Annotated in this window: 15 protein-coding genes and 1 pseudogene; 13 read left to right on the top strand and 3 right to left on the bottom strand. The window is 65.5% G+C overall.

The features are described from left to right. Positions 1-153 precede the first annotated feature (153 nt). From ACQR1L_RS32460 to ACQR1L_RS32440, 5 genes are all read left to right on the top strand, one after another. Positions 154-1,701 carry an ABC transporter substrate-binding protein gene (locus ACQR1L_RS32460; protein WP_434861984.1) on the top strand — a complete coding sequence of 516 codons (1,548 nt, stop codon included), beginning with the start codon at positions 154-156 and terminating at the stop codon, positions 1,699-1,701. A gap of 81 nt (positions 1,702-1,782) precedes the next feature. Further along, positions 1,783-2,754 (top strand): ABC transporter permease, encoded by a 972-nt coding sequence (locus ACQR1L_RS32455; RefSeq protein WP_434861983.1) that lies wholly within the window; start codon positions 1,783-1,785, stop codon positions 2,752-2,754. Next, positions 2,751-3,590, top strand: a complete 840-nt coding sequence (locus tag ACQR1L_RS32450; RefSeq protein WP_434861982.1) for an ABC transporter permease — start codon at positions 2,751-2,753, stop codon at positions 3,588-3,590. The genes ACQR1L_RS32455 and ACQR1L_RS32450 overlap by 4 nt, the downstream gene beginning before the upstream one ends. A 3-nt stretch (positions 3,591-3,593) precedes the next feature. After that, on the top strand, positions 3,594-5,216 hold the full coding sequence (locus ACQR1L_RS32445) for an ABC transporter ATP-binding protein (RefSeq protein ID WP_434861981.1): 1,623 nt from the start codon (positions 3,594-3,596) through the stop codon (positions 5,214-5,216). Positions 5,217-5,419: 203 nt separating this feature from the next. Beyond that, positions 5,420-5,617 (top strand): hypothetical protein, encoded by a 198-nt coding sequence (locus tag ACQR1L_RS32440; RefSeq protein ID WP_434861980.1) that lies wholly within the window; start codon positions 5,420-5,422, stop codon positions 5,615-5,617. Positions 5,618-5,668: 51 nt separating this feature from the next. On the opposite strand, the gene rpsU is transcribed toward ACQR1L_RS32440, so the two are convergent. Beyond that, positions 5,669-5,992 (bottom strand): 30S ribosomal protein S21, encoded by a 324-nt coding sequence (rpsU, locus tag ACQR1L_RS32435; RefSeq protein ID WP_434861979.1) that lies wholly within the window; start codon positions 5,990-5,992, stop codon positions 5,669-5,671. 474 nt (positions 5,993-6,466) lie between these two features. Here rpsU and ACQR1L_RS32430 point away from each other — a divergent pair, with 474 nt between their 5' ends. The 3 genes from ACQR1L_RS32430 (at position 6,467) to ACQR1L_RS32420 (ending at position 7,419) form a co-directional block, all read left to right on the top strand. After that, on the top strand, positions 6,467-6,673 hold the full coding sequence (locus ACQR1L_RS32430) for a cold-shock protein (RefSeq protein ID WP_434861978.1): 207 nt from the start codon (positions 6,467-6,469) through the stop codon (positions 6,671-6,673). A gap of 141 nt (positions 6,674-6,814) precedes the next feature. Continuing rightward, complete coding sequence (locus ACQR1L_RS32425) at positions 6,815-7,063, top strand: transcriptional regulator (protein ID WP_434861977.1); 249 nt, start codon at positions 6,815-6,817, stop codon at positions 7,061-7,063. A 107-nt stretch (positions 7,064-7,170) separates the two neighbouring features. After that, a complete protein-coding gene (locus tag ACQR1L_RS32420) occupies positions 7,171-7,419 on the top strand; it encodes a hypothetical protein (protein WP_434861976.1) in 249 nt (82 codons plus the stop codon). Positions 7,420-7,452: 33 nt separating this feature from the next. Here the strand turns inward: ACQR1L_RS32420 and ACQR1L_RS32415 are convergent, their stop codons facing one another. Both ACQR1L_RS32415 and rpmB read right to left on the bottom strand, forming a co-directional pair. Further along, complete coding sequence (locus ACQR1L_RS32415) at positions 7,453-8,715, bottom strand: DUF2235 domain-containing protein (RefSeq protein ID WP_434861975.1); 1,263 nt, start codon at positions 8,713-8,715, stop codon at positions 7,453-7,455. 331 nt (positions 8,716-9,046) lie between these two features. After that, positions 9,047-9,355: a 50S ribosomal protein L28 gene (rpmB, locus tag ACQR1L_RS32410; RefSeq protein WP_434861974.1), complete on the bottom strand. Its 309-nt coding sequence runs from the start codon at positions 9,353-9,355 to the stop codon at positions 9,047-9,049. Positions 9,356-9,982: 627 nt separating this feature from the next. Between rpmB and ACQR1L_RS32405 the strand changes: the two genes are divergently transcribed. The 5 genes and pseudogenes from ACQR1L_RS32405 to ACQR1L_RS32385 all read left to right on the top strand — a co-directional run bounded on the left by ACQR1L_RS32405 (position 9,983) and on the right by ACQR1L_RS32385 (position 16,924). Continuing rightward, on the top strand, positions 9,983-10,762 hold the full coding sequence (locus tag ACQR1L_RS32405; RefSeq protein WP_434862040.1) for a DUF3108 domain-containing protein: 780 nt from the start codon (positions 9,983-9,985) through the stop codon (positions 10,760-10,762). Between the two features lie 537 nt (positions 10,763-11,299). Then, the gene (locus ACQR1L_RS32400) at positions 11,300-14,827 is read left to right on the top strand and encodes a helicase-related protein (RefSeq protein ID WP_434861973.1); all 3,528 of its coding nucleotides are present in this window, start codon (positions 11,300-11,302) and stop codon (positions 14,825-14,827) included. 45 nt (positions 14,828-14,872) lie between these two features. Continuing rightward, positions 14,873-15,142 (top strand): annotated as a pseudogene (locus ACQR1L_RS32395) (RNA-binding S4 domain-containing protein); the annotation flags it as partial. A gap of 119 nt (positions 15,143-15,261) precedes the next feature. Next, entirely contained in the window at positions 15,262-15,600 is a 339-nt protein-coding gene (gene fdxA / locus ACQR1L_RS32390) for a ferredoxin FdxA (RefSeq protein ID WP_035660174.1), read from the top strand. 499 nt (positions 15,601-16,099) lie between these two features. After that, positions 16,100-16,924, top strand: a complete 825-nt coding sequence (locus ACQR1L_RS32385) for a CarD family transcriptional regulator (RefSeq protein WP_434861972.1) — start codon at positions 16,100-16,102, stop codon at positions 16,922-16,924. Positions 16,925-17,247 lie beyond the last annotated feature (323 nt).

Here is a 17,247-nt window from a genome sequence, read left to right as displayed (position 1 = left end):
GCATCGGGGCTGCATTTCCGCTCTGTGAGCGCCGAGCTGGCTCGCGTCCATGCATCCGGAGCAGGCGCAGCATCAAAACGCCGCATGGCCGCGTCGCGCGCGTTGGCGCGCTTGATGCATTGCTGCTCTCCGAAATCATTTGGGACGTGAATCATGATCAAACGGGTGTTGTTGGGCGTTGTCATCGGCTGCGGATTGGCCGTAGCGCATGCGGAGGAGCCAAAGGTCGGCGGGGTCGTCAACGCGGTGATCCAGCCGGAGCCGCCGGGCCTGATGCTGGCGATGGTCCAGAACGGCCCGACCCAGATGGTATCCGGCAACATTTTCGAGGGCCTGCTGCGCTACAGCCCCAAACTCGAGCCGCTGCCCGGCCTGGCCGAGAGCTGGACGATCAGCCCGGACGCCAAGGTCTACACCTTCAAGCTCAAGAAGGGCGTGACCTGGCACGACGGCAAGCCGTTCACCTCGGCCGACGTGCTGTTCTCGATCGAGATGCTGAAGCAGACGCATGCGCGTGCCCGCAACAATCTCGTGATGGTCGAGAAGGTGGAGGCGCCCGATGATCTCACCGTGGTGTTCACCCTGAAGGAGCCGTTCGGCCCCTTCATCGGCATCTTCGAGGTCGGCTCGCTGCCGATGGTGCCGAAGCATCTCTATGAGGGCACCGACTACAAGACCAATCCGAACAACAACGCGCCCATCGGCACCGGCCCCTTCATGTTCAAGGAGTGGCAGAAGGGCTCGTTCATCCGCATGGTGAAAAATCCGAACTACCACGAGAAGGGCAAGCCCTACCTCGACGAGGTCTATTGGCAGATCATTCCGGACGCCGCGGCGCGCGCGGTCGCGTTCGAGACCGGCAAGGTCGACGTGCTGCCGGGCGGCTCGATCGAGAATTTCGACGTGCCGCGCGTCTCCAAGCTGCCGGGCGCCTGCGTCACCGGCGCCGGCTGGGAGTTCTTCTCGCCGCTGTCCTGGATGTGGCTGAACCTGCGCAACCCGGTCCTCGCCAACAAGAAGGTCCGGCAGGCGATCATGTACGCGATCGATCGCGACTTCGCCAAGGATGTGATCTGGAACGGACTCGGCAAGGTCGCGACCGGCCCGTCGGCCTCGACCATCAAGTTCTACACCGACGACGTGCCGAAATATCCGTACGATCCCGCCAAGGCCAAGGCGCTGCTGAAGGAGGCCGGCTACAAGGGCGAGAAGATCCGCATGCTGCCGCTGGCCTATGGCGAGACCTGGCAGCGCTGGGGCGAGGCGGTGAAGCAGAACCTGCAGGATGTCGGCATGACGATCGAGACGATCGCGACCGACGTCCCCGGCGGCAACCAGAAGATCATGGAGTGGGACTACGACATCGCCTTCACCTATCTCTACCAGTACGGGGATCCCGCGCTCGGCGTCTCCCGCAACTACCTGACCTCCGCGATTGCCAAGGGCCAGTTGTTCAACAATGTCGAGGGCTATTCGAACCCCGAGGTTGACAGGCTGTTCGCCGAGGGCGCAACCGCGCCGACCGATGCCAAGCGCAAGGAGGCGTATGAGAAGGTGCAGAAGATCCTCGTCGAGGACGTGCCTGTGGCCTGGCTGCTGGAGCTGCAGTTCCCGACCATCACCAAGTGCAAGGTCAAGAACCTGATCACGACGGGTGTCGGCGTCAACGACGGCTTCCGCGACGCCTGGCTCGACAAATAGCGGTGTTCGAGGGAGCGCGGCACCAGTGTCGCGCTCCAGCGCCTCATTTGATCGTGCCGAGCTGACCATTACGGGCCCTTCATGCTCTCCTTCATCGCCCAGCGCGTCGCGAAGGGCGTCATCGTCCTTCTCGCCATCATCGTGCTGAACTTCTTTCTGATCCGGCTGGCGCCGGGCGATCCCGCCGTTGTCATGGCCGGCGAGGCCGGCGCGTCCGACCAGATGTTCGTCGCGCAGCTGCGTGAGAAGTTCGGCCTCGACCGTCCGCTGCCGGAGCAGCTCCTCATCTACGTCAAGGGCATCGCCACGCTCGATCTCGGCTTCTCGTTCCGCCAGCAGGCGCCAGTCGCCAAGCTGATCGCCGAGCGGCTGCCCGCGACGCTGCTGCTCACGCTGTCCGCGTTCGCGATCTCGCTCGCGCTCGGCGTTCTGTTCGGCGCGCTGGCGGCGCGGTTCGCCGGAACCTTCCTCGATACGGCCATCACCGTGCTCGCGCTGATCTTCTACGCGACGCCGCTGTTCTGGATCGCGCTGATCGCGATTCTCCTGTTCTCCGTCTGGGTCGATTGGCTGCCGAGCTTCGGCTATGAGACCGTCGGCGCCGGCTACACCGGGCTACGCCATGCGCTCGACGTCGGCGCGCATCTGGTGATGCCGGCCGCAACGCTCGGCCTGTTCTTCATGGCGACCTACACCCGCATGACCCGCGCCTCGATGCTGGAGGTGAAGCGGCTCGACTTCGTCAAGACCGCCCGCGCCAAGGGCCTGCGCGACGGCGTCATCCTGCGCCGCCACGTGCTGCGCAACGCGCTGCTGCCGGTCGTCACCCTCGCGGGCGTCCACGCCGGCACGCTGGTGGGAGGCGCGGTGCTCACCGAGACCGTGTTCGCCTGGCCCGGCATCGGCCGGCTGATGTACGACGCGTTGATCCAGCGCGACTACAATTTGCTGCTCGGCGTGTTCGTGGTGTCCTCCGCCATGGTGCTGATCTTCAACCTCGTCACCGACCTCGTCTACCGCCTGGTCGATCCGCGCATCGAGTACGCCTCATGAGACAGTTCTGGCGCACCATGCTGCGCAGCCCAAGCGGCATCATCGGGCTGATCATCCTCATCCTGGCGATCGTGATCGCGGTGGCTGGTCCGTTCTACTTCCCGAATTCGCCCTGGCGCATGGTACAGCGGCCGTTCGTGCCGCCGTTCACCTTGGCGAAGGTGCCGCTCGGCACCGATGCGCTCGGACGTGATGTCCTCGCTGGCCTGATCTTCGGCGCGCGCGTCTCGCTGCTGGTGGGCCTTGTCTCGACACTGGTGGCGCTGGTCGTCGGCGTGCCGCTCGGCGCCATCGCCGGCTATTTCGGCGGCCGCGTCGATGACGCCTTGATGCGCTTCACCGAGTTCTTCCAGACCATTCCAAGCTTCGCGCTCGCCATCGTGCTGGTCGCGATCCTGCAGCCCTCGATCTACTCGATCGTCGCCGCCATCGGCCTCGTCAGCTGGCCGCCGGTGGCGCGGCTGGTGCGCGGCGAAGTGCTCTCATTGCGGACCCGCGAATACGTCCAGGCCGCGATCGTGACCGGGCAAAGCAATTCGTGGATCATCTGGCGCGAGATCCTGCCCAACGCGCTGTCGCCGGTGATCGTGCTGGCTTCGCTGATGGTCGCGACCGCGATCCTGCTGGAATCCTCGCTGTCGTTCCTCGGTCTCGGCGATCCCAATCTGATCTCCTGGGGCTACATGGTCGGCGCCGGCCGCACCGTCATCCGCCAGGCGTGGTGGATCACGGTGTTCCCCGGCGTCGCGATCCTGCTCTCGGTGCTCGGCCTCAACCTGATCGGCGAAGGCCTGAATGACGCGTTGAACCCGCGCCTGTCGCGCGAGGGCAGGTGAACGATGTCTGATCCCGTCGTCACCATCAAGAATCTCCGCATAGCCCTGCCGAAGGGGGCCGAGCGCGCGCACGCGGTCGACGGCGTGTCGTTCGATCTCACCGCCGGCAAGATCGTCTGTGTCGTCGGCGAGTCCGGCTCGGGCAAGTCGATGTGCGCGCATGCGCTGCTCGGCCTGCTGCCCGACACCGTCAAGGTGGACAGCGGCGAGATCCGCTTCGAGGGACGCGATTTGCTCGCCGTCGACGAAGACGGCTGGCGCGATCTGCGCGGCCGCCGCATCGCCATGGTGTTCCAGGAGCCGATGACCGCGCTCAATCCCTTGATGCGGATCGGCGACCAGCTGATGGAGGTGTTCGAGGCGCACGACCTGCACACGCCCGCGGAGCGCCGCGCCAAGGCGCTGGCGCTGGTGCGCGAGGTCGGGCTGCCCGATCCCGAGCGCATCATCCGCGCCTATCCGCACCAGCTCTCCGGGGGGCAGCGCCAGCGCGCCATGATCGCGATGGCGCTCGCGCTTGAGCCGGCCGTGCTCGTCGCCGACGAGCCGACCACCGCGCTCGACGTCACCACCCAGGCGCAGATCCTGAAGTTGATCAGCAACCTGCAGGCCAGCCACAACATGGCGGTGATGTTCATCACCCATGATTTCGGCGTCGTCGCCGACATCGCCGACCAGGTCGTGGTGCTGCGCCATGGCAAGGTCGTGGAGGAGGGCACCGCCGAAACCGTGCTCGGCAACCCGCAGCACGACTACACCAAGGCGCTGCTCGCCGCCGTTCCCTCGTTCGACCCGCCGCCGCGCGTCACGCGCGAGGATCAGCCGAAGGCGATCGAGGTGATCGGCCTCGACAAGACCTATGTGACGCCGACCGGCTGGTTCCGGCCGAAGCGTGAGACGCGCGCTGCGCACGCGGTGAATTTCGTCATCCATCAGGGCGAGACGCTCGGCCTGGTCGGCGAGTCCGGCTCCGGCAAATCGTCGGTCGCACGTCTCGTCATGCGGCTGATCGAGGCCGATCGCGGCACCGTGCGCATCGGCGATGTCGATCTCACGACCCTGGAGGGGCGCGCGCTACGCGCGCAGCGGCATCGCATCCAGATGATCTTCCAGGATCCGTTCGCCTCGCTGAACCCGCGCCGCAAGGTCGGCCGCATCATCGCCGACGGCATGGTCGCGCGCGGCACGCCGCTGGACGCGGCGCTGACCCGCGCGCAGGAGCTGCTGGGGCTGGTCGGACTGGATGCCCGTGCCGTCGATCGCTACCCGCACGAGTTCTCCGGCGGTCAGCGCCAGCGTATCGGCATCGCCCGCGCGCTCGCGCTCGATCCGGAGATCATCGTCGCCGACGAGGCGGTGTCGGCGCTCGACGTGTCCGTGCAGGCGCAGGTGCTGCGGCTGCTGGAGGATCTGAAGGCGCGGCTCGGCCTCTCGATGCTGTTCATCACCCACGATCTGCGTGTCGCCGCGCAGATCTGCGATCGCATCGCGGTGATGCAGCGGGGCGAGATCGTCGAGCTGAAGCCGACGGCTGCGCTGTTTGCAAATCCTGAGCATCCCTATACGCGCGAGCTGCTTGCGGCTGTCCCTGGGCGCAAGCCTCAGCTGGCCGAAATCGACGCATAAATGAGTTGCAACATATTCGGCGTATTTCGGTTATAATAGCATCATTCGGGACCCGAGCCGACGCCTCTCCGCCGAGGCGGGTTCCGATCCGCATCCGCTCCCGAGCGCAGTCTTGCGAGATGCCGTCACTGAACCGTGGCCGTCCTGTGCCAATCTTGCCAGCACGCGCCGGCGCGTTCGCCACTCCAATGAGGAAGTCCCCGATGTCAGAGCGTAGGCCCACGGCCGCGGTGCTCGAAGCCCAGAAAGCGTTCAAGCCGGCTCCGGCCCCAACCAGTGACTACGAGAAGGCGCAAGGCGCCTTCAATCAGAACCGCGAGCGACTGAGAGCCGAGCGCCTGGCGCGCGAGGCGGCTCTTGCGGACAGCAAACATCTCGACAGCAAACAAAAGCCGGCGTGAGCGCCGGCTTCTTTCGCCTCTCTGTGCCAGCCGAGCTGGCAGCCCTCGCGCTTAGCTGCGCGGCGTCGCGGAGGTGAGCGGGCCTTGCGGCCGTTCGCGCTCGGTGCGCGCGGAACTCGTCGATGGAAGCGCGCCCGGCCTTGCCGTGGGCACCTTCTTCACCGGCGCTGGCAGCAGCCCTTCGCGGATCGCGGCCTTGCGCGCGACCTTGCGCTGGCGCCGGATCGCGTCGGATTTCTCGCGTGTCTTGCGCTCCGATGGCTTCTCGTAGGCGCGGCGCCGCTTCATCTCACGGAACACGCCCTCGCGCTGCATCTTGCGTTTGAGAATGCGCAGCGCCTTCTCGACGTCATTGTCACGAACGAGTACCTGCAAAAGCGTCCTCCTTGTCTTCATCTCGCGATGAGTGTCTTAATGTGAAGTCGATCGGCGTAGCGCCTGCGATGGCGCCACGTTCAGCAGTGTCTGTCTCAGGATTCAGAATGATGAGCTGAACGAGATGTGCTGAGAGATATGTCGAGACATGGGTGATCCCCTTCGTAGGAAGGCGGGAGCACGATCTGTCTCTCAGCCATCGATGGCCGGGCCGTTACCGATGGTGCCGGCAAAGATAAGCGCGAACCCTCGATATTGCCAGCGCGTTGGACCGCAGTGTCACCGGCCGCAAACTATATTTGCGTCGCGCCCTTGTAATCCCCAGGAAAGGGTCTACCTTGAGATTGTTCGATTAGCCGCTGTGCCTTTCTGAATGTGCCCGCGGGCTATTTCCAAAGTCATCGCTCAGTTGAATGATGAGATCGTGCGGTGTTCGCGCGATGAATACGCTTGATAAAGCGTTTGGAGATAGACATGCAGGGTACCGTGAAGTGGTTCAACGGTCAGAAGGGTTTTGGTTTCATTCAGCCGCAGGACGGCGGGAACGACGTGTTCGTTCATATCAGCGCCGTTGAGCGCGCTGGTCTCGCTGGCCTGGCCGAAGGCCAGAAGCTGACCTTCGAGGTCAAGACCGACAAGATGCGCGGCAAGACCAGCGCAGAAAATCTGACACTGGTCTGATCGTACTGATCAGGCGTCTTTGTTAGACGTCTCAAAGCCATTTCACGGATGTACTGAAATGGCTGGTTTGCCCGCTCGATCCTGTATTGAGCGGGCTTTCTGCGTCTCGACGATAACCCGCTTCACCGGAAGGATCTGTCGATGGCCACCAGGAAGATCTTGGAACGCTCTCCGGAAAGCCTGGCACGCGCCGAGCGTCAGCGCGTCGCGGCTGAGGATGGAGCGAAGGCGCGCGCCGAATGGGATCAGCGCGCGATCGCGGTGCGCAAAAACATGGAGCGCCTGCGCACGTTGCGGCTCGCCAAGGAGGCTGAGGTGGCGCAATCGGCTCCCGTTGCGCTTCCTGCAAAGCGGCGGAGAAAATCTCCACCGCGTTCAATTAGTCCTTGATCGTGCTTCTGATCGTCGCTGACGCAAGCTCGTCGTGATCAACAGCTATAAGCGCCCGAACCGTGTTCCGCGTCCGGATCCGACCTTCCCGACCCGAGGAGGCTGACGTGGCCAAATCCAGCGCAACAGACGTCCGTATCGCCAAGGACGACCGGCAGAGCGGAGGCCAGACGATCGCATTCGCTCTCGCGATCGGGGCGACGCGGCAGGTCTGCCACCTCGAGACTTGCTTCTGCACCCGCAATCAGGCGCTCGCCTATCTGCAGCGCAATCGCACGGCGTTCGAGCAGATGGCGCGTGAGCGCTTCTCCCGCGGCGAGCTCACGGACGGCGTCATCCATTTGCGGATGATCTGACGCTGCTGGCGATCGCGGCGCCGTAATGCGCCGCTATTCCGACCTGGCCTTGACCGGGAGCGGCACGCGTTCGTAGGTCGGCGGCAGGTTGATGGGCCGGTAATCCGCCGATTCTGCGATCCGCATCAGGACGCTCTCGTGGACGAAGGCGCCGTCCGGGATGAAGCGCGGCTCACAGTTCGGGATGTAGAAGCCGAGATGCGCCTTGCGCTCGGGCCACTCCTTGTACTTCGCCTTCTTCGGCAGGAATTCGAGCAGCCGCCAGGCCGGCGTCATCGAATCGTGCAGCGGGCCGTGGATGCTCGGAGGCACATAGGAGAACGGGCTGTTCTTGCGCTGCACCCCCCAGGCGAGCTGATTCACGGTGCGCGGATTGACGGCGAGCCCGGCCTCCACCGCCTCGTCGATCATCCAGAGCAGCGGATATTTCGAGGCCGCCGACTGCACTTCCGGATAGCCGCCGCCGACATCGCAGTGGACGCCGGCGAACCACACCTGCTTGGCGTCCTGCGGGCCCGCCTTGGCCTTGTTGAAGCGGTTGGGCGTGAAGGTCTGCGGCATCTCCCACGGCTTCAGCCGGAACATGCAGCGGCGCTCGTCGATCGCCGCGGCCTGGCGAAAGATCTTCACGCTCGGATTGCTGATGGTGAACGCCAGCTCCTCCAGGCTCGGCAGCGCCAGCAGCCGGTCCGTCCGCGGCACGATGACGCTGGCGACCGTGTCCCACACGCCGACGAAGTGAATGGTCGGCCAGCGCGTCGAGGTGATGCGCGCGAATTGCGCGGCCTGGTCGTCGCGGCTCTCGGGGATCGGCCCCTCCTCCTCGGTGCTCTCGAGCTCGGTCGTGATGCCGCGTCCGGCCTTCGGGTTGTCGGAGGAGTATTTCTTGTAGGCAATGACGCCGGAGCCGGCGAGATTGATCTGGTCGGGCGAGATCAGTCCGACCTTGTGGATCAGCCCGGCCAGCACGCGCACGGTGTAGGCGCCGCGCGAGAAGCCGAACAGGAAGATGCGGTCGCCTTCCTCATAGTGCGACGCGAGGAAGCAGTAGGCCTTGATGACGTTGTCATCGAGCCCGTAGCCTGTCGCCAGGCCCAGCACCATGTTGAAGTTCGTCTTGAAGCGATGCCAGCTGTCGGGCTGCGTCAATGTGCCCACGCCCGGATCGTAGAACACGGCCTGATGCGGCGTCGTCTTGTCGGTCTTGCGCAGGCAGCGATAGAGCTTGAGGACGTTGGAAATGTTCTCGCTGATCTCGTTGCCGGTGCCGTCGCAGCAGATGACAATATTCTTCATGACAAAGGAATGTCCGCTATAATGCTACCGCAGCGAGTGTAGAGCATCCGGCTGAGCTTGGGGAGACCGCTTCTCCAGATCCTTCGTCGGAGGCCGCGCGTTGCGCGTATCGCCGCTGGACAGTCTTTCCGATCGCTTGCGACGTGCCGTCTGCGAACTGCGGTTCGGCAAGGGGCGGGCAGACGGCGGTCGTGACCGCCAGAAAACACGCTGACAGAAAAAATAAGCTTTCACAAAACGCAAAGGCCGGATCTCGCGACCCGGCCATTCGTCAACTCATTGCGTTCGACGCTCGCCACAGCCGCGCTCGGCTGCGACGAAACGCGACCTCTCAGCTCGCCTTGGCGACCGGAGCGGCCTCGGAGGCCTTCTTCTCGATGGCGCGCTTCAGCTCGAGCGCGCGCGGCGACAGCGCCGCGGCATTGGCCTTCAGCAGATAGGCATCGAGGCCGCCATTGTGGTCGACGCTCTTGATCGCGTTGGTCGACACGCGCAGGCGCACGTTGCGGCCGAGCACGTCCGAGATGAAGGTGACGTTGCACAGGTTCGGCAGGAAGCGCCGCTTGGTCTTGATGTTCGAGTGGCTGACCTTGTGGCCAACCTGGGGGCCCTTGGCCGTCAGTTCACAGCGCCGCGACATGGCAATAAATCCTCTCTCATCCCCGCACCCTTCGTCCGCCTGAAGTCGGCGGGCCGCGGGGGTCCAAAACTCGTCCAGCTCGTCTCTGGGAGATGCGGTCCTATAGGGGGGATGCGGCTTTTCGTCAAGGTTTTGAGGCGGCGCGGCAATGGCAGCCTGCGAGTGTGTCGAGTCGGATGAGCCCTGCCGGTTCCAGGCGACGGTATCGAGAGGCCGAGCGGCAGCCGTGCCGGTGGCCGCGGCGGCCGATCCTCGATCCGGAAACAGGTCGTACAATCAATAGTATAGGCGGTGAGTCCCGACCACATAAAGGGCGTATTCGAAGGCGATCAATGAGGACTTGCGCGGCGTGTGTCAGGCCGGCCCGGTGGGCCGCAGGCCGGGACGGTGGCAGCGTGACGCGGCTTCGCCGGGATGCGGTCCGGGCGCAAAGCGCTGGACAATCGGCCAGAGAGCGACCGGTTGGCGTTGTTCAGGCGTGTTTTTGGCGTAAGTAACACCCGTGGCGCGGCGCAGAGGCCGACGGCCCGGTCAACGGATCGGCAGGATCATTTCGACGTGACGAACAGCTCGGCCTTCTTCCGTTCTCGGCGCCTCGCGGCGGCCGGATCCCTCGCGGCCCTCCTGATGCTGACGCCGCAGGTGGTTCGCGCGCAAGCCAGGCTCGATGCCCAGTACGAGGCATCTCTGGCCGGTATTCCCGTGGGGAAGGGCACCTGGGCCATCGAGATCGGCGATGATCAATACGGCGCTTCTGTCCAGGGCGGCACGGCCGGCCTGCTCAAGAGCTTTTCGCAGGGCTCGGGCAACGGCTCGGTGCAGGGTCGCGTCGTCAACGGCGCGTTGGTTGCCCAGAGCTATCAGGCCTCGACCACCACGGGAAAGAAATCCGAGCAGATCCGCATCAACCTGCAGAACGGCACGGTGAAGGATTTTGCCATCGAGCCGACACCGCCGGTCGATCCCGACCGCATTCCGGTGACCGATGCGCACAAGCGCGGCGTGTTCGATCCGATGACCGCGTCGCTCGTGCGCGTGCCCGGGAACGGCGAGCTGCTGTCGCCGGAGTCCTGCCGTGGCGCGGCGCCGATCTTCGACGGCCGGATGCGCTATGAGCTCAAGCTCGACTACAAGCGCATGGAGAACGTCAAGGCGGAGAAGGGCTATCGCGGCCCCGCGCTGGTCTGCGCGATCTACTTCACGCCCGTCGCGGGCTACATCCCCGATCGGCCGGTCATCAAATATCTGGCCCAGGCCCGCAACATGGAAGTCTTCTTCGTGCCGCTCGCGGGCACGCGGGTGCTGGTGCCGTTCCGGGTGGTGATCCCGACATCGTTCGGCACGGCGATGCTGGAAGCGACGACCTTCATCACCCAGGCGACGCCGCACGTTGCCAAGACGCAGTAGCGCCTGCATCTCCCTGTTGCGTGTTCCTGCCCTTCGCTCCGGACAGTCTCCCAGAAGCTGGCGCCGGATACAGACGCCGTGGCGAGATCTCCGAGCGTTGGTTCGATGATGTTGCTTGGGCTGTCGCCGGACTTCCGGGGCGAGCCGAGCCCAAACGCGTGCATGGCGAGACCTGCTTCATCGCGCGCGAATCCGTTTGACTCTTGCCTCGATCTGATTCGACTCGGGACCGGCGCAAACGCACTCCGGTTCCCTCGCGAAAGCGTTGCTTGTCGAGCCCGCGAAAACTTGATCTAGTGCCGAGGAGATCGCAGAGCGCGAGATGTTGCGGTGAACGAAGCCGGAAAGACGCTGGAGTCAGCGATTCCTTCGTGATTCGTTCTCAAGGCGTTCCGAAGCTTAAGCTGCGTCCCTATATGCGTCACAGTATGAGACAGGGGTGAGGAGCGCAGCCTCTCAACAACAACGACAAATCCAGCATCCATCGCGCCTGACCCGCGCGCCTGCAACGCCGGCTTCGAGACCCACATTTAACGAATGGCTTTTTCGTCTTCTTCGGCTGCCTCGCCTTTCGAGCGCATGTCCGACCGTGCATCCGACCGTGCTCCTGGAAGCGGCGTCACCGCCGTGCTCGGTCCCACCAACACCGGCAAGACACATCTCGCGATCGAGCGCATGCTGGCGCACTCGTCCGGGATCATCGGCCTGCCGCTGCGGCTGCTTGCGCGCGAGGTCTACAACAAGATCGCCGATCGCGTCGGCAGCGAGGCCGTCGCGCTGATCACCGGCGAGGAGAAGATCAAGCCGAAGAGCCCGCGCTATTGGGTGTCGACGGTCGAGGCCATGCCGCGCGATCTCGACGTGTCGTTCCTCGCTGTCGACGAGATCCAGATCGCCTCCGATCTCGAGCGTGGCCACGTCTTCACCGACCGCATCCTCAACCGGCGCGGCCGCGACGAGACGCTGCTGCTCGGGGCTGCGACGATGCGTCCGATCATCGAGCGGCTGCTGCCCGGCGCCTCGATGGTGACGCGGCCGCGGCTCTCGCAGCTCGAATTCGCGGGCGACCGCAAGATCACGCGGCAGCCGCGGCGGACCGCGATCGTCGCGTTCTCAGCCGATGAGGTCTATGCGATCGCGGAACTGATCCGCCGCCAGCATGGCGGCGCGGCCGTCGTGCTCGGCTCGCTGTCGCCGCGGACCCGCAACGCGCAGGTGGCGATGTTCCAGAACGGCGACGTCGACTATCTCGTCGCCACCGACGCCATCGGCATGGGGCTCAACCTCGACGTCGATCACGTCGCCTTTGCCTCCGACCGCAAATATGACGGTTATCAGTTCCGCCGCCTGACGCCGTCGGAATTTGCCCAGATCGCAGGCCGCGCCGGCCGCGCAACGCGCAACGGGACCTTCGGCACCACCGGGCGTTGTGCGCCGTTCGAGCCCGAGCTCGTCAACGCGCTGCAGAACCACACCTTCGATACCGTGAAGGTGCTGCAATGGCGCAATTCGAAGCTGGATTTTGCGTCGCTGAGCGCGCTGCAGGTGTCATTGGCGCTGGCGCCGTCGCACGAGGCGCTGACGCGTGCGCCGATCGCCGAGGACCTGCGGGTGCTCGACCACGCCGCGCGCGATGCCGAGGTGCGCGACATGGCGCATGGCGCAGCGGCCGTCGAGCGGCTATGGGAGACCTGTCAGATTCCGGACTATCGCCGGCTGTCGCCCGCCGCGCATTCCGAGCTCGTGACCACCGTGTTCGGCTTCCTGATGCAGAAGGGGCGCATTCCCGACGCCTGGTACGCCGCCCAGGTCGATCAGGCCGACCGCGTCGACGGCGACATCGACACGCTGTCGGGCCGGATTGCACAGATTCGCACCTGGACCTTCGTCGCGAACCGGCCGGACTGGCTGCGTGATCCCGATTATTGGCAGGGGATTACCCGCGACCTCGAAAATAAATTGTCAGACGCCCTTCATGAACGGCTCACGGAGCGTTTCGTTGATCGTCGTACCAGTGTATTGATGCGGCGCCTGCGGGAGAACAGTGTTTTGAATACGGAAATCGGCAAGACCGGCGAAGTGATCGTTGAAGGGCATGCGATCGGCCGCCTGGATGGATTCACCTTCGCGCCCGACGCCGCCGAAGCCGGCTCCGAGGCCAAGGCTCTGCAGGCTGCTGCCCAGAAGGCCCTGGCCGGCGAGATCGAGGCGCGTGCCGAGAAACTGTCCAATGCGCCGGACGAGCACATCGTGCTGACGGCCGATGGCACGCTGCGCTGGACCGGCGATGCCGTGGCCAAGCTGGTCGCGGCAGACGACGCCCTGCACCCGCGCCTGCGCATCATCGCCGACGAGCGGCTCACGGGAGCCGCGCGCGACAAGGTGCAGGCCCGCCTCGATCTGTGGCTCAAGACGCATATCGAGAAGCTGCTCGGCCCGCTGTTCGAACTGTCCAAGGCCGAGGACATCACCGGCATCGCCCGCGGCATCGCCTTCCAGCTTGTCGAGGCGCTCGGCGTCATCGAGCGCAACAAGATCGCCGGCGAGATGAAGGATCTCGACCAGCCTTCGCGCGCCACCTTGCGCAAATACGGCGTGCGTTTTGGCGCCTACCACATCTACGTCCCCGCGCTGCTGAAGCCGGCCGCGCGCGCGCTGGCCGCGCTGCTGTGGGCCGAGAAGCAGGGCAATGTCGACATGTCCGCGCTGACCGGCGCGCAACATCTGGCAAGCTCGGGCCGCACCTCGTTCCCGGTCGACAAGGCGCTGCCGCGCGACGCCTATCGCGTGCTTGGCTACAAGCAGGCGGGCGAGCGCGCCGTGCGCGTCGACATCCTGGAACGGCTTGCCGATCTGATTCGTCCCGCTCTGGCGTGGCGCGAGAATACGCAGGGCGAGAAGCCGGCGGGCGCCTTCGACGGCCGTGGTTTCGTCGTGACTCAGGCCATGACCTCGCTCACCGGCTCGGCCGGCGAGGACTTCGCCTCGATCCTTCGCGCGCTCGGCTATCGCATGGAGAAGCGCCCGCCGCTGCCGCCCAAGAAGGTCGAGACGCCGGCCGAGACTCCCGTCGAGCAGCCGGCGGAGGCTGTTGCCGCGGAGGCCGCGCCGGCCGAGACGGCATCCGCCGATGTTGCGCCGGCGACCGCCGCCGAGCCGTCGGACGCGCAGGTGCCGACGGTCGCGGAAGCCGCGGTTGCGCCGGTTACCGAGCAGGCCGTCGCCGCGCCGGACGCGTTGCCTGACGCGGCGGCCGAACCCGCGCAGCCCGCGGCGATGACCTCCTTGCCGATGGTCGACTTCGTGACGCCGACGCCGGCCGAGCAGCCGCCGGCGGTCGAGAGCGCCTCGGACCCCACGGCTGCGGCGGACGACGTCGCGCCGCAGGCCGAGACGGCTGCGGCCGACGAGACCTCCCAGGCTGATGCAGCCCCGGCCGAGGCCGGCGCTTCGGTGTCCGAGCCGGCGAGCAGCGCTGCCGAGGCCGCGCCGGCCGAGCCGGTCCTCGTCGAGGTCTGGCGTCCCGGCGGCCGCTCGGACGAGCGCCGGCCGCGGCACGAGCATCATCAGCGCAATCGCCATCAACGTCCGCAGCACGATCGCGGCCAGGCCGCGAGTGGCGGCGAGGCTGCGGCCGCCGGTGCCGCACCGGCCGAGGGCGAGGGGCGTGACCGCCATCGCGGCCACGGCCGCCGCGACCGCATGAAGGAGTTCGGCAAGGACTTCCGCAAGGGACCTCCGCGCGAAGGTGGCGAAGCCGCAGCAGCGGCCGCGCCCGCGCGCGAGGATCGCGGTCCGCGCCGCGACCAGGACGGCAAGGGACGCGACCAGAATCGCGATCGCAACAAGGGCGGCAAGTTCGGTGGCGACCGCGAGGGACGTGGTGGCCGCGACTTCGGCAAGGGCGGCCGCGATAAGCGCGACGGCGGGCCGGCGCTGCGGCCCTACGCGTCGAGCGGCGGTGGTGGTGGCCGGGATCGCGACCGGCCGGTCGATCCGAACTCGCCGTTCGCCAAGCTTGCGGCGCTCAAGGAGCAGCTTGCGGCCAACAACCGCAAGGATTGACGCGGCCAGACCGGAAGGACCACGCCCACGTCCGACACCCCGTCAGAGCGCCAGCGCCTCGACAAATGGCTATGGCATGCGCGGTTGGTGAAGGCCCGCACCAGCGCCGCGGCGCTGGTGTCGTCGGGCCACGTCCGTGTCAACGGCGTGCGCGAGACCTCGCCCGGGCACGGCGTGAAGACCGGCGATGTCCTGACCATTGCCCTCGACCGCAAGGTGCGCGTGCTCAAGGTGACAGGCTTTGCGGCGCGCCGCGGTGACGCGGCGTCGGTGGTCGGGTTGTACGATGATCTCGAAGGCGCGGGCCCGGTCTGATCTGGATCGGCTGCGCGAACGCGGCTTCGATTCAGTTCTTCGCCGCGCTTCACTTGCGGCACATCACGTCCTGCGCTAGTGCAGGCCTGCCGAATTGTCGATCCGTTCCGGAGCCCTGGATGACTTACGTCGTCACCGAAAACTGTATCAAGTGCAAGTATACCGACTGCGTCGAGGTCTGCCCAGTAGACTGCTTCTACGAAGGCGACAACATGCTGGTGATCCATCCGGACGAATGCATCGATTGCGGCGTATGCGAACCGGAATGCCCGGCCGACGCGATCAAGCCGGACACGGAGCCGGGGCTGGAGAAGTGGCTCGGCGTGAATGCCGAGTATGCCAAGTCCTGGCCCAACATCACCCAGAAGAAGGATCCGCCGGCCGACGCCAAGGAGCACGACGGCGAGGACGGAAAGTTCGAGAAATATTTTTCGTCGAAGCCCGGCGCCGGGGACTGACGGTCACCGCGATACCTCTGCCGCAGCGGCGCCGCGCCGTCTGCAGCGGACCTTGACCGGATCGAAATCGCTACGCGGAAACAAAGGCCTAGACCATGCCCCGCAGCCACGCTGAGCGCTGCGGGAGTTGTTCTATTCCGGCACGGCTCACTTAACCCTAACTTCGCGGATCCGTCACAATACCGCCCCTGAGGCCTCTAAATCATTGATTTTTGCGGGAAATGTGCTATATATGGCACATTCTCAGAGCCGAACCCGGCCATGCGTATTCTTTTTTGGCCGCCCTTTTAGGTTCCCGCAACATCAAACAGGGGCGTGGCAGTTCCGCGCGCAGGCTGTGTCACAGAAAACGCGTAAAAAGAGTGCTTCCAAGAGTACCAAAAAAGCCGCCGCGGCCAGCCGCAGCGTTTCCAAGGGCCGTGCCCGGGCTCCTGTAAAGGAGATTCGGGCTGCCGCAAAGGCCTCGGCTGCCAAGTCCACCAAGAACAAAAGAAGCGCAATGCCTGAAAAGACTGCCAAGACTGCCGCGAAAGCATCCGCCGCGAAGACCACTCTTGAAAAGGACTCTGTTGCCAAGGCCGCTCCGGCCAAGGCTGCCGCTGCGCCCAAGGCCACCAAGACGGCCGTTCCTGCTGCTGCCCCTGCTGCCAAGGCCCCCGTTGCCGCCAAGCCGGCGGCTCCCGCCGCGGCCGCCCCGCGCGTCGAGGAGAAGAAGCTGCCGACCCAGCGTCAGGGCTTCAAGACCAATGAATTCGTCGTCTATCCGGCTCACGGCGTCGGCCAGATCCTGGCCATCGAGGAGCAGGAGATCGCGGGCGCCAAGCTTGAGCTGTTCGTCATCAACTTCATCAAGGACAAGATGACGCTGCGCGTGCCGACCGCCAAGGTCGCCAATGTCGGCATGCGTAAGCTGTCCGACCCGGCGCTGGTCAAGAAGGCGCTGGAGACCCTCAAGGGCCGCGCCCGCGTCAAGCGCACGATGTGGTCGCGCCGCGCCCAGGAGTACGAAGCGAAGATCAATTCGGGCGACATCGTCGCGATCGCCGAGGTCGTGCGCGACCTCTACCGCTCGGAGTCGCAGCCGGAGCAGTCCTACAGCGAACGCCAGCTCTATGAAGCCGCGCTCGACCGGCTGTCGCGCGAGATCGCTGTCGTGCAGCACTCGACCGAGACCGAGGCCGTCAAGGAGATCGAGACGCAGCTCGCCAAGAGCCCGCGCCGCGGTGCCAAGACCGAAGCCGACGCGGTCGCCGAGGGTGATGCAGACGCCGAGGGTGACGACATCGACGGCGACGACACCGCCGTGGCCGACGAAGCCGCCTGATCGACCGTTAGCTCGTTTTCCAATTAGTTGCTTACGAAAGCCCGGCCGCGAGGTCGGGCTTTTTGTTTCGTGCCGGTCTTTGAGGTGAGCCCCGCTTCACCCTCCCCTGGAGGGGGAGGGTCGGCTCATAGGCGCGAAGCGCCTGTGAGCCGGGGTGGGGTGATCTCTCCACCCGCACCGGTTTCCGCGGCTTCACCCCGCCCCGCTCGCCCGCTTCGCGTGCGATCGACCCTCCCCCTCCAGGGGAGGGCAATCGCATGTGGCGATCGCCGTTTTGTGCTCGTCTCTCTCCACGTCGTCATGGCCGGGCTTGTCCCGGCCAT

The sequence above is a fragment of the Bradyrhizobium sp. HKCCYLR20261 genome, from assembly GCF_051168435.1.
Classification (GTDB): Bacteria; Pseudomonadota; Alphaproteobacteria; order Rhizobiales; family Xanthobacteraceae; genus Bradyrhizobium.
The sequence above is the reverse complement of the archived record's forward strand: the minus strand, read 5'-3'. Positions and strand labels throughout refer to the sequence as shown.

What these genes read in the sequence shown, in the direction of transcription:
- fdxA (WP_035660174.1), top strand. Translation starts at nt 15,262, where the DNA reads ATGACTTACGTCGTCACCGAAAACTGTATCAAGTGCAAGTATACCGAC.
- ACQR1L_RS32455 (WP_434861983.1), top strand. Translation starts at nt 1,783, where the DNA reads ATGCTCTCCTTCATCGCCCAGCGCGTCGCGAAGGGCGTCATCGTCCTT.
- ACQR1L_RS32460 (WP_434861984.1), top strand. Translation starts at nt 154, where the DNA reads ATGATCAAACGGGTGTTGTTGGGCGTTGTCATCGGCTGCGGATTGGCC.
- ACQR1L_RS32445 (WP_434861981.1), top strand. Translation starts at nt 3,594, where the DNA reads ATGTCTGATCCCGTCGTCACCATCAAGAATCTCCGCATAGCCCTGCCG.
- ACQR1L_RS32405 (WP_434862040.1), top strand. Translation starts at nt 9,983, where the DNA reads ATGCTGACGCCGCAGGTGGTTCGCGCGCAAGCCAGGCTCGATGCCCAG.
- ACQR1L_RS32385 (WP_434861972.1), top strand. Translation starts at nt 16,100, where the DNA reads ATGCCTGAAAAGACTGCCAAGACTGCCGCGAAAGCATCCGCCGCGAAG.
- ACQR1L_RS32450 (WP_434861982.1), top strand. Translation starts at nt 2,751, where the DNA reads ATGAGACAGTTCTGGCGCACCATGCTGCGCAGCCCAAGCGGCATCATC.
- ACQR1L_RS32440 (WP_434861980.1), top strand. Translation starts at nt 5,420, where the DNA reads ATGTCAGAGCGTAGGCCCACGGCCGCGGTGCTCGAAGCCCAGAAAGCG.
- ACQR1L_RS32430 (WP_434861978.1), top strand. Translation starts at nt 6,467, where the DNA reads ATGCAGGGTACCGTGAAGTGGTTCAACGGTCAGAAGGGTTTTGGTTTC.
- rpmB (WP_434861974.1), bottom strand. Translation starts at nt 9,355, where the DNA reads ATGTCGCGGCGCTGTGAACTGACGGCCAAGGGCCCCCAGGTTGGCCAC.
- ACQR1L_RS32425 (WP_434861977.1), top strand. Translation starts at nt 6,815, where the DNA reads ATGGCCACCAGGAAGATCTTGGAACGCTCTCCGGAAAGCCTGGCACGC.
- ACQR1L_RS32400 (WP_434861973.1), top strand. Translation starts at nt 11,300, where the DNA reads ATGGCTTTTTCGTCTTCTTCGGCTGCCTCGCCTTTCGAGCGCATGTCC.
- ACQR1L_RS32415 (WP_434861975.1), bottom strand. Translation starts at nt 8,715, where the DNA reads ATGAAGAATATTGTCATCTGCTGCGACGGCACCGGCAACGAGATCAGC.